Origin of the sequence: Nocardia beijingensis NBRC 16342 (assembly GCF_001612785.1) — a bacterium.
Taxonomy (GTDB): Bacteria; Actinomycetota; Actinomycetes; order Mycobacteriales; family Mycobacteriaceae; genus Nocardia; species Nocardia beijingensis.
In genome coordinates, this window is sequence record NZ_BDBC01000012.1 from 1 (window position 1) to 11,256 (window position 11,256).

The 11,256-nt window shown below is 69.0% G+C and carries 10 protein-coding genes; 5 read left to right on the top strand and 5 right to left on the bottom strand.

Going from position 1 to position 11,256, the window contains the following annotated elements; translation table 11 throughout:
• The first annotated feature begins 92 nt into the window (after positions 1–92).
• The gene (locus NB3_RS07930; RefSeq protein WP_067798847.1) at positions 93–575 is read left to right on the top strand and encodes an adenosine-specific kinase; all 483 of its coding nucleotides are present in this window, start codon (positions 93–95) and stop codon (positions 573–575) included.
• Positions 576–652: 77 nt separating this feature from the next.
• Here the strand turns inward: NB3_RS07930 and NB3_RS07935 are convergent, their stop codons facing one another.
• The 3 genes from NB3_RS07935 to NB3_RS07945 all read right to left on the bottom strand — a co-directional run bounded on the left by NB3_RS07935 (position 653) and on the right by NB3_RS07945 (position 3,457).
• The gene (locus NB3_RS07935) at positions 653–1,528 is read right to left on the bottom strand and encodes an LLM class F420-dependent oxidoreductase (protein WP_067798850.1); all 876 of its coding nucleotides are present in this window, start codon (positions 1,526–1,528) and stop codon (positions 653–655) included.
• Positions 1,529–1,620: 92 nt separating this feature from the next.
• The gene (locus NB3_RS07940) at positions 1,621–3,048 is read right to left on the bottom strand and encodes a DUF1214 domain-containing protein (protein WP_084485973.1); all 1,428 of its coding nucleotides are present in this window, start codon (positions 3,046–3,048) and stop codon (positions 1,621–1,623) included.
• A 46-nt stretch (positions 3,049–3,094) separates the two neighbouring features.
• Complete coding sequence (locus tag NB3_RS07945) at positions 3,095–3,457, bottom strand: ArsR/SmtB family transcription factor (protein WP_067798853.1); 363 nt, start codon at positions 3,455–3,457, stop codon at positions 3,095–3,097.
• Positions 3,458–3,550: 93 nt separating this feature from the next.
• Between NB3_RS07945 and NB3_RS07950 the strand changes: the two genes are divergently transcribed.
• On the top strand, positions 3,551–5,503 hold the full coding sequence (locus tag NB3_RS07950) for a heavy metal translocating P-type ATPase (RefSeq protein WP_067798856.1): 1,953 nt from the start codon (positions 3,551–3,553) through the stop codon (positions 5,501–5,503).
• Here the strand turns inward: NB3_RS07950 and gnd are convergent.
• Positions 5,500–6,945 carry an NADP-dependent phosphogluconate dehydrogenase gene (gene gnd, locus NB3_RS07955; RefSeq protein WP_067798859.1) on the bottom strand — a complete coding sequence of 482 codons (1,446 nt, stop codon included), beginning with the start codon at positions 6,943–6,945 and terminating at the stop codon, positions 5,500–5,502. The two genes, NB3_RS07950 and gnd, sit on opposite strands and share 4 nt — an antisense overlap.
• Positions 6,946–7,099: 154 nt before the next feature.
• Between gnd and NB3_RS35885 the strand changes: the two genes are divergently transcribed.
• Complete coding sequence (locus tag NB3_RS35885) at positions 7,100–7,285, top strand: hypothetical protein (RefSeq protein WP_218020554.1); 186 nt, start codon at positions 7,100–7,102, stop codon at positions 7,283–7,285.
• Between the two features lie 31 nt (positions 7,286–7,316).
• Here the strand turns inward: NB3_RS35885 and NB3_RS07965 are convergent, their stop codons facing one another.
• Positions 7,317–7,763, bottom strand: a complete 447-nt coding sequence (locus NB3_RS07965; RefSeq protein WP_067798864.1) for a MarR family winged helix-turn-helix transcriptional regulator — start codon at positions 7,761–7,763, stop codon at positions 7,317–7,319.
• A gap of 210 nt (positions 7,764–7,973) precedes the next feature.
• On the opposite strand from NB3_RS07965, the gene NB3_RS07970 reads away from it, so the two are divergent.
• Both NB3_RS07970 and NB3_RS07975 read left to right on the top strand, forming a co-directional pair.
• Positions 7,974–9,200, top strand: coding sequence for a TetR/AcrR family transcriptional regulator (locus NB3_RS07970; RefSeq protein WP_067798867.1), 1,227 nt, complete (start codon positions 7,974–7,976; stop codon positions 9,198–9,200).
• A gap of 220 nt (positions 9,201–9,420) precedes the next feature.
• Positions 9,421–11,256 (top strand): acyl-CoA dehydrogenase, encoded by a 1,836-nt coding sequence (locus NB3_RS07975; RefSeq protein ID WP_067798871.1) that lies wholly within the window; start codon positions 9,421–9,423, stop codon positions 11,254–11,256.

Consider the following 11,256-nt stretch of genomic DNA (forward strand, 5'->3'; position numbering starts at 1 on the left):
TGGCAGAGGGGCGATCAGGATCCGACCGCGACGCGCGCGGAACAAATGTCTAAATGCTATGAATCGACGTCGACGGGGCGCAGTATGTCGCTGTGGAGTTGACAGCCGTGCGCATCGACAAACCGGATGATCTCAACGTCATCATCGGGCAGTCCCACTTCATCAAGACCGTGGAAGACCTGCACGAAGCGCTGGTCGGGGTCGGCCCGCACCTGCGCTTCGGACTCGCGTTCTGCGAAGCCTCCGGACCGCGCCTGGTCCGCCATTCCGGCAACGACGACGCACTCACCGAGCTGGCCACCAAGAACGCGGTGGACATCGGCGCCGGACACTGTTTCGTCGTCTTCCTTCGCGAGGGCTACCCCGTCAATGTGCTCAACGCGGTGCGGCAGGTCCCGGAGGTCTGCGGAATCTACTGCGCCACAGCCAATCCCGTCGAAGTCCTGATCGCGGAAACGGAACTCGGCAGAGGAATCGTCGGGGTGATCGACGGTGCGGCGCCACTCGGCGTGGAGGATGCCGAAGACCAGGCGGCGCGCAGGCAGTTGTTACGGCAGATCGGCTACAAACTGTAGGAACCGCTCGCCCCCGCCCGGCGCACCGGCTGGGCCCGGACTCCCGCTAGGCGATCCGGGCCCGTGCCGCAGGCACGTCAGCCGAGTTCCGCCAGTTGCGCGACGGCGGGCGCCATGCCATCGATCCATGCCGCCGGTGAGCCGGTGGTCGGCGTGACGATGGCGGCCTCGATGCCGAGTTCGGCGTAGCCGGCCATCTGCCGGACGAATTCGTCGCGGTTCTCCGGGCTCGGCCGCGGGTTGTTGGCGAGGATCGTCTTGCGGATCTCGCCGTAGTCGCGGCCGACGTCGTCGCAATGCCGGCGCAGCACGTCGAGTTTGTGCCCGACATCCTCGGGCGAGGAGCCGAACAGGTTGCAGGCGTCGCCGTACTGCGCGACCAGCCGCAACGTCTTGCGCTCTCCCCCACCGCCGATGAGCACCTTGGGCCGGTTGATGGGCTGCGGTGAGCACAGCGTCTCGGCCAGCTGGTAGTACTTCCCGTCGAACGGCCCGTTGTCCTGCGGGTCCCACATCTGACGGCAGATGCGCAGCGTCTCCTCCAGTCGTTCGAACCGTTCGGCGGTCGGCGGATACGGCACGCCGAGCCCGCGGTGTTCGCGCTCGAACCACGCGGCGCCGATCCCGAGGACCGCCCGGCCGCCCGACAGGACGTCGAGGGTGGTGACGATCTTGGCGAGCAGGCCGGGGTGCCGGTAGGTCACGCCGGTGACGAGCAACCCGAGGTCGATGCGCGAGGTGTGCGCGGCCAGGTAGCCGAGGGTGGTGTAACCCTCGAGCATGTTCGCCTCCGCGGGCAGCCCGGTCGGCTCGATCTGGAAGTAGTGGTCCATGAACGACAGCCAGGTGGCGCCGGATTCCTCCGCGGCGGCGCCCACCCGCGCCAGCTCACCGGCGATGGCGGTGGTGCCACCGTCGATATCGAAGATCGGAATGTGAAAACCGAGCTCCATGAAGTGGTTCCCTTCTTGCTGGACAACCGTGTACGAGAGCGCACACTAAGTGCTGGAGTGCGCTCCAGGTCAAGTAGCCGGTCGAACGCCGATCAGCTCGCGCGCGTGAAATCGCCCGGCTTCCATGTACCGTCGAACGCCGCTTCCCCGGGTCCGTAGATGCGCAGATAGGCGAACCATCCACGGCCGGGGACCGTTTGCAGCCAGCGGTGCTCGGCGCCGCGGGGAGGGGTGGGACCGAAGTGCAGGCGCACGGGGGCGTCTGGAGGGAGGTCGCGCAGTTCGAACAGCGACCGGAGGGCGGCCTTGCCTTGATCGGACCGGATCTGCGAGCGGGTCTCGGCGTCGTAGACCGTCACGGACCAGAACATTCCGGCCGGCACCGGTTGCGGTATCTCGAGGGTGTAAGTGGCACCACCGTCCAGATAGTCCCCCCGCTCGTCCCGCACGCCGAGCCAGTACAGCGATCCACCGCCCACTTGCCGCCGGAACATGCCCGGCGCGGCGGTGATCGCTTGGGCGAACCATCGGTCGCGCGCTTCGAGGTCAGGACCGGAGGCAGTCCGGAAGTCGCCGTCGCCATCGGCCGATCCCACCCATTCCCACCGGCGGTCCGGCCACGCCAGACGGTCCGGGCGCGCACCGGCGAACGCCGACACCAGCATCTGGTCGCGCCCGGTGCGCGCCGCGGCGGTCAACAGCGCCGCGGACCGGGGGCCGGGCGCGAACCGGGCGCCCCGTTCGAGGCCGATGGCCCCGAGTAGCCCGTACATCGACGAGAACTCCGGCACCATCGGTTCCGACTCGAGCACTCCGTGCAACACCTGCCAGTAGGAGAGATCGTCTTCCCAGCGCAGACAGGTGAAGTCCAAGTCGAAGTCGGTGATGTCGACGATGTCCAGCACCGCGCCCGCCTCCCCCGGCGGGTACACCCTGACCGCTCGCAGCGCATTCATCGCCTCGGCCACGTCGCCGCCGCGCGGCAGCGCGCGCACCGCGAGCAACACTTTGAAGGTCGCGGCTCTCCCGACATGGCAGCCGGTCGGCAGCGTGCCCGCGTAGCCGGGAGGAACGATGACGTAGCTGCCGCCGCGCCCCTGGTCGGGGCCGGGGATGCCGAGGTCGGTGATCCACCGTTGATGGCGGTCGTCGACCAGCCCGATGTACGGCCCCGGCGGAAGATCGACCACCATCGGCCCTGCCGACAGGTCCAGTACCGCCGCACCGTACGGAGTGTCGGAGTTGAGGGTGAACCCGAGGTGCCGCGGACCGGCCGAGAGGATCCCGATCGCGCGGTTGTCGCTCAGTCCGCTCTCCCGGTTGCCGGTCCGGATGCCCTCCATCGACACGGTCGGATACCAGAACCGATAGGCGACCACGGCGCGCTGGAACAGGCTGTCGTCCCGAGCCCGGGACGCGGAAGCCTCGACCGGATACCCGTGTGCGAGGTCGTATCGGCTGTCAACCATCGCCGCGGCCGTCATTTCCTGGACGGTGCCACCGCCGTAGCGGGCGGACATCACCCGAATCGGATGAAAGGCGCGAACGCTGCTGCCCGGCGGCCGGTCAGCCCGCGGTTTCGGGCCGGTCGGACAACCCGAGGCGCAGATGCTCGCTGTGGTAGATCGCCTCGTCCAGCAATTGGGCGACGTGGTTGTCGTAGAGGCTGTAGACGATGCTGCGCCCGGTACGAGTGCCCGTGACCAGGCCGAGATTGCGCAGCAGCCGGAGCTGGTGGGATACGGCGGACTGTTCCATACCGATGGCGCCCGCCAGCGCGCTCACCGGCAGCGGCCCCTGACGCAGTTCGGTGAGGATCATCAATCGGCTCGGGGTGGCCAGCGCCTGCAACGTGGTCGCCACATGGGTGGCCGATTCGGGATCCAGGCGCACGGCGGGACGGTCCCTGCCTTCGACACCGTGTCCCATGACTGAACAGCATACGCTAGGAACAAATGAAGACGTGTTCATATATTCTGCTATGGTCGGGCCGTCCCGTTCGTTGCCGTTCTGGAGGTCCCCATGGCCGCGCCGACGCTCGCGCCGACTCGCCCCACTCCGCCATCCGCTCGCGCGCACCCGCGCCGGACCCGATTGCTCGACCTGCCCGAAATGCGGTGGGCCGCAATGGCTGTGACGTTCTTCTGCGCCGGGCTCGCGGTGCAGCTCACCGATGGCCCCCCGTGGCTGTTCTGGGGCTTGTACCTGGCCTGTTACGCCGCGGGCGGCTGGGAACCCGGGTGGGCCGGAGTGCGGGCGTTACGCGACCGGACGCTCGATGTCGACCTGCTCATGGTCGCCGCGGCGATCGGAGCGGCGGCCATCGGCCAGATCACCGACGGCGCGTTGCTGATCGTCATCTTCGCGACCTCCGGCGCCCTGGAAGCGCTGGCCACCGCCCGCACCGAGGACTCGGTGCGCGGACTGCTCGACCTCACACCGGACACCGCGACCCGGGTCACGCGCGAAGGCGCGGAAGAGACGGTGCACGCCACCGACCTGTCCGTGGGCGACGTCCTGGTGGTGCGGCCCGGCGAGCGGATCGCGGCGGACGCGACGGTCGTCTCCGGCGGCAGCGAGGTCGACCAGGCCACCATCACCGGAGAACCGTTGCCGGTGAACAAGACCGAGGGCGACGAAGTGTTCGCGGGCACTCTCAACGGCACGGGCGCCCTGCGACTGCGCGTCGAGCGCCGTGCGCAGGACTCCGTGGTCGCGCGGATCGCGGCCCTGGTAGAGCAGGCAGCCAGAACCAAAGCGCGCACGCAGCTCTTCATCGAGAAGGTGGAACAGCGCTACTCCATCGGTATGGTCGCGGCCACCCTCGCGGTGTTCACCATCCCCCTGCTGCTCGGCGACACCGTGCGCCGAGCGCTGTTGCGAGCGATGACGTTCATGATCGTCGCCTCGCCCTGCGCGGTGGTGCTGGCCACCATGCCGCCCCTGCTGGCGGCCATCGCCAACGCGGGCAGGCACGGCGTGCTGGTCAAATCCGCGGTGGTCATGGAAAAGCTCGGCGCCACGACGCAGGTCGCCTTCGACAAGACCGGCACGCTGACCCGCGGCGTCCCCGAACTCGCCGAGATCCGCTGCCTGGACCCGCGTTTCACCGACGCCGAGGTGCTCCGGCTCGCCGCGGCGGCCGAGCACCCGAGCGAGCACCCGCTGGCGGCGGCGGTCGTGCGCGCGGCCCGCGCCCGGGAATTGCGCCTGCCCGAGGTCACGGACTTCACCGCCCACCCCGGCCGCGGCGTGACCGCCCGCGTCGGTGACCGTCTCGTCGGCGTCGGCTCCCCCACCGCGTCGGAACCCGAGCGCGAGAGCCGGAAGGCCGTCGACGCCCTGCACGCGAGCGGCTACACCGTCGTGGTCGTGACCTGCGACCGCCAGCCGATCGGCGTGCTGGCGCTGACCGACCAGGCCCGGCCCGAAGCGGTGGCGGCCGTGCGCGCAACCACCGCGGTGACCGGGAGCGGGCCGGTGCTGCTGACCGGCGACAACAGCGCCACCGCCGATCGGCTCGCCGCGCGGGTCGGGATCACCGACGTCAGGGCCGCTCTGCTGCCCGACGACAAGGTGACCGCGGTGCGCGAATTGCAGGCAGGCGGGCGGAAGGTGACCGTGGTCGGCGACGGCATCAACGACGCCCCCGCGCTCGCCGCGGCCGAGGTCGGCATCGCCATGGGCGGGGCCGGATCCGACCTGACCTTGCAGACCGCGGACGCCGTCGTGGTGCGCGACGACCTCACCGCGATCCCGGCGGTGATCGCGTTGTCCCGGCGGGCGCGCCGGGTGGTGATCGCCAACCTGTCCATCGCCGCCACGTTCATCGGCGTGCTGGTCGTCTGGGACCTCGCGGGAACCCTGCCGCTTCCGCTCGGCGTCGCCGGGCACGAAGGATCGACCGTCCTGGTCGGGCTGAACGGGCTGCGCCTGCTGCGCGAGAAGGCGTGGGAGCGAGCCGGTTCCCGCTAGTCGGCGCGCACCTCGCTGCGGTCCCCGCTCCACAGGGTGTGGAACTTGCCTTCGGCGTCCACCCGCTCGTAGGTGTGCGCACCGAAGAAGTCGCGCTGCCCCTGGGTGAGCGCGGCCGGGAGACGCTCGGCGCGCAGGGCGTCGTAGTAGGACAGCGACGACGCGAACGCGGGCACCGGAATGCCGAGCAGGGTCGCGGTGGCCACGACGCGGCGCCAGCTGTCGATGGCCGTCTCGATCGCCTCGCGGAAGTACGGCGCGAGGATCAAGCTCGGCAGCGCCGGGTTCTCGTCGTAGGCTTCCTTGATCCGGTTGAGGAAGCGGGCGCGGATGATGCAGCCGCCGCGCCAGATCGTCGCGAGATCGCCGGGGCGCAGGTTCCAGTCGTATTCGGCGCTGCCCGCGGCGATCTGATCGAAGCCCTGCGCGTAGGCGACCACCTTCGATGCGTAGAGCGCCTGCCGGATGTCCTCGGTGAACTGCTCCACATCGGTGGGCCTGTCGGCCAGCCGTCCGGAGGCCAGGCCCCGCGCGGCCTTGCGCTGCTCGCGAGAACCCGACAGCGCCCGCGCGAACACCGCTTCGGCGATTCCGGTCACCGGCACGCCGAGATCGAGCGCGGACTTCACCGTCCAGCGCCCGGTGCCCTTCTGCTCCGCCGCGTCGACGATCACGTCCACCAGCGGCTTGCCCGTCTTGGCGTCCACCTGATTGAGCACCTCGGCGGTGATCTCGACCAGGTAGCTCTCCAGGTCGCCGGAGTTCCACTGGGTGAACACGTCGGCGATCTGCTTGGCGTCGAAGCCGAGCGCGTCGCGGAACAGGTGGTAGGCCTCACCGATCAGCTGCATGTCGGCGTACTCGATGCCGTTGTGCACCATCTTGACGAAATGCCCTGAGCCGTCCGGGCCGATGTGGGTGCAGCAGGGCGTTCCGTCGACCTTCGCCGCGATGGATTCCAGCAGCGGCCCGAGCGACTCGTAGGACTCCGCAGGACCGCCCGGCATGATCGCGGGGCCGTTGAGCGCGCCCTCCTCGCCACCGGAGATGCCCGCTCCGACGAAGTTCAGCCCGCGCTCGCGCATCGCGGCTTCGCGGCGAATGGTGTCGGTGTACAGGGCGTTGCCACCATCGATGATGATGTCGCCCGGCTCCATGGCGTCGGCCAGTTCCTCGATGACCGCGTCGGTCGCCGCGCCCGCCTTCACCATGATGAGCACCCGGCGCGGCTTCTCCAGCGCGGCGACGAACTCCTCGATCGTCTCGGTCCGCACGAAGTCGCCGTCGTCGCCGTGGGCCTCGAGCAGTGCGTCGGTCTTGGCGATGCTGCGGTTGTGCAGCGCGACGGTATAGCCGTTCCTGGCGAAGTTCCGTGCGATGTTGCTACCCATGACCGCCAGACCGGTGACCCCGATCTGTGCGCGCGCTGTAGAGGTCGGCATCAATCAGCTCTCTTCGTTCGACAGGGCGGCGCGTCCGCGCGAAGCTGTTCGGCGGCGGCATCGTGGCGTCCGTTCCACGACGCTTCAGACCTTACCCACCCCGCCGGTGCGGGCACGGAGCGCATCGCGAGCCGCCGGCGGCGACGATCCGGGATTGACGGCCTTGCTGCTCGTGCAGGCGGTGGAGGCGCAGGTCCACGGCGCGGTCCTCGATCCGCCGGAGGGTCGCACCGCCGACGAGTGCCGCCGGGCGATCATCGATCTCTGGACCAGGGCGCTCACGCCGCCTGCCGACCAGGGCTCGCCGACGGCCGAGTCGTCGCGAGCAGGCCACCGGTGATGCGGCGCGTGAGTGCGCTCAGCGCCTCCGTTTACCCGTAGGCGATGCGCTCGAGCAGTTCCAGCGCCTCGCCGACCTTGTGCAACTCGCCCGTCCGCAAACTCTCCGACAACGCTTGGGCCAACGCGTCGTTCGCGGACGCCTGGTGCCCGCACACCCACGCCCTGCCTTCGTCGGTGAGGGTCAGGTTCACCCGGCGTCCGTCGTCCGGGTCGCGCACACCGACGATCAGGCCCTGATCGCGCAGGCCGTCGACCACGTTGCGCATCGTCTGCGGCCGCAACATCTCCAGCCGCGCCAGGTCGACCGCGGCCATGGGACCGTATCGATGCAGTCGTCCCAGCACCGCCCACTGCGTCGCGGACAGCCGCCGCTCGTCGGGATTCCTCCTGGCGCGCCGCAGGATCACGGTGGACGCGATGCGCAGGCGGGCCGCCATGGTGGACAGTGCTGTGGCGTGCGCGATGTCGGCGCTCACGGGCGGGCTCCCTCTGCTTACCTGATCGATGAACGATCCCCGGGCTGGTGATAGCTGCGGGAAGCCTACTCGACAGTAGGACTTCGGCGTGGACTGTGACGGAATCGTCATGCGGACGCCCGCCCGCGAGGGATTCGCCCTGTCGGCGGGTCGCCCGGTGGCGGCGGCCCGATTCCGCCGCGCAGCGTCCGATGCGCGACACTGACCGCGATGGGCACACAGGCGAACAGCGGACAGCCACGGCGCAGACCGCCGCAGCGGCGCGAGATGATCCTGCACGCCGCGGTCGACGCCTTCACGCACGGAGGCTATTACGGCACCACGATGGCCGACATAGCGGCAGCGGTGAACATCTCGGCCACGGCGTTGTACCGGCACTTCCGCAACAAGCAGCAACTCTTGGGCCAATGCCTGCTGGTCGGGCTCGACGGCACGCTGGACCGGCTGGACGCCGCGCATCGCGCCGACGCCTCCGGTGGCGCGGTACTCGCCGAGTTGGTCCGGGTCTCGCTCGAGCTGCGTGGCTTGCCGCGGCTGTGGCAACTGGAGTTCCGCAATCTGACGGCGGCGGACAAGACCGCGGTGCTCGTGCGCGCCACGCGCATCACCCGCTACCTGCGGCACACGATTCGCCTGCGCAGGCCCGAACTGAGCGCGGCCGATGTGGAACTGCTGAGCTGGTGTGTGCTGTCGATCGCGGTCAGCCCGTCCTATCACCGCGCGGAGTTACCCGCGCCGGCGGCCGCGCAGGTGCTCGAAGCCGCCGTCGCCGCGGTCATCACGACCCGCATGCCCGAGCACCCGGACGGACACGCGCGGCACCGGCCACCGCGCCTGGAGACCGGCAACACCGCGCTGGACCGGGCCCTGCGGTCGGAGCGAATGCTCGCCGAGGCGGCGCGACTGTTCAGCACCCGCGGCTATGCCGCGGTGGGCATCGAGGACATCGGCGCGGCCGTCGGCGTCAGCGGTCCCGCCCTGTATCACCATTTCGCGAGCAAGGCGGAGTTGCTGGATCAGATCGTCCGGCGTCAGGACGAATGGCTTCGACTGCTGCTCGCCCGAGCGATCGCCGAGGGTCGCAGCGCCGAGGAATCCCTGCGCACGCTCATGCGCAGCTTCGCGCAGTTGGGCGTCGACGAACCCGACCTGCTGGCGATCACGGTCAGCGAGACCCGCCACCTTCCCGGGGACGGGGTACAGCGCTACCGGCGAGTGCGCCTCGACGGCATCGCGCAATGGGCCCGCATGTTGCAGGCGGTGCGGCCGGACTTGTCCGCCCCCGTCGCGCGGGTGCTCAGCCGCGCCGTCAGCACCGTCGTCATCGATGCCGTGCGCAATCCTCGCTTCCGGCGGCGCGCCGATCTCGTGGACGTTCTCGTGGCCATCGGCGAGCGGATCGAGACGGCGGGAACACCTGGCCGGACCTTCCCATAGTGATTTACAGCACTTAGTCACGATTAACTTATTCGAGCCAATTACGCGCTAGCAGCGCGTTGATCGCTTTCGGACGTTCGACCATCTACTTAGTGGTCATTAACATGAGATTGCCTTCCCGGTCAGCCGTGCCGCACAGTGTGCCGTGGGTGAGCACCGATCCGTGCGCCCGCCGAATCCCTCGCCGGTACACCGGCCGTTTCTCGAAAGGCCCTGGCTCGTGAGCCATTACAAGAGCAACGTGCGTGACCTCGAGTTCAACTTGTTCGAGGTGTACGGACTCGACGACATCCTCCGGACCGGAGCGTTCGGGGACCTGGACGGCGACACCGTGCGATCGATGCTGACGGAGGCCGCGCGGCTGGCCGAAGGGCCGGTCGCCGAACCGTATGCCGAAACCGACCGGAACCCACCGGTTTTCGATCCGGCCACCCACTCGGTCAGCTTGTCCGAGTCGTTCAAGAAGGCGGTGCGCGCCTGGCTCGACGCGGAATGGTGGCGCGTCGGCAAGTCCGAGGCGGTCGGCGGGGTGCCCGCCCCCTCGATGGTCAGCTGGGCCATCAGCGAATTCGTGCTCGGGGCGCAGCCGGCGGCCTACATGTACCTGACCGGCCCGATGATGGCCCACATCATCGATGGCATCGGCACCGAGCAGCAGCGGCGCTGGGCTCGATTCATCACCGAACACAACTGGGGCGCCACCATGGTGCTGACCGAGCCCGACGCGGGCTCCGACGTCGGCGCGGGCCGGACGAAGGCGATCGAACAGGAGGACGGCTCCTGGCACATCGAGGGCGTCAAGCGGTTCATCACCTCCGCCGACTCCGACGACCTGTTCGGAAACATCGCGCACATGGTGCTGGCCCGCCCCGAGGGCGCAGGACCGGGCACCAAGGGCCTGTCGCTGTTCTTCGTGCCGAAGTTCCACTTCGACCACGAGACCGGTGAACTGGGCGAGCGCAACGGCGTCTTCGTCACCAACGTCGAGCACAAGATGGGCCTGAAAGCCTCCGCGACCTGTGAGCTCACCTTCGGCGGCCACGGCATCCCGGCCAAGGGCTGGCTGGTCGGCGAGGTGCACAACGGCATCGCGCAGATGTTCCACGTCATCGAGGAAGCCAGGATGATGGTGGGCACGAAGGCCATCGCGACCCTGTCGACCGGCTACCTCAACGCCCTCGAATACGCGAAGAACCGCGTGCAGGGCAGCGACCTGACCCAGCTCGCGGACAAGTCCGCACCCAAGGTGGCCATCACCCGGCATCCCGACGTGCGCCGGTCGCTGATGATGCAGAAGGCGTACGCCGAGGGCCTGCGCGCGGTCTACCTCTACACCGCCGGTCACCAGAACGACGTTGTGGCGCAGCACATCTCGGGGGCGGATGCCGAACTGGCCGCGCGGGTCAACGACCTGCTGCTGCCGATCGTCAAGGGCGTCGGCTCCGAGCGGGCCTACCAGTACCTGACCGAGTCGCTGCAAACCCTCGGCGGTTCCGGCTTCCTGCAGGACTACCCGATCGAGCAGTACATCCGCGACGCGAAGATCGACTCGCTCTACGAGGGCACCACCGCCATCCAGGCGCAGGACTTCTTCTTCCGCAAGATCGCCCGCGACCGCGGCGTCGCACTGGCCCACCTCGCAGGCAAGATCCGCGACACCGCGCAATCCGGCGTGGGCAACGGCAGGCTCAAGACCGAGAAAGTGCTGCTGGCCACCGCGCTGGAGGATGTCCAGGACATGGCGGGCCGGTTCACCCAGCATCTGCTCGCCGCCCAGCAGCAGCCCACCGAGTTGTACAAGATCGGACTGAATTCCGTCCGGTTCCTGCTAGCCGTCGGCGATCTCCTCGTCGCCTGGCGACTGATCGTCGCCGCCGAGATCGCCGCGGCGGCATTGGATGCCGAGCCGGACCACCAGGACCGCGCCTTCTATCAGGGCAAGATCGCCGTCGCGTCGTTCTTCGCCAAGACGGTGCTGCCGCATCTCAGCGCGGAATGGTCGGTCATCTCCGACGTCGACATCAGCGTCATGGATCTCGACGAAGCCGCGTTCTGA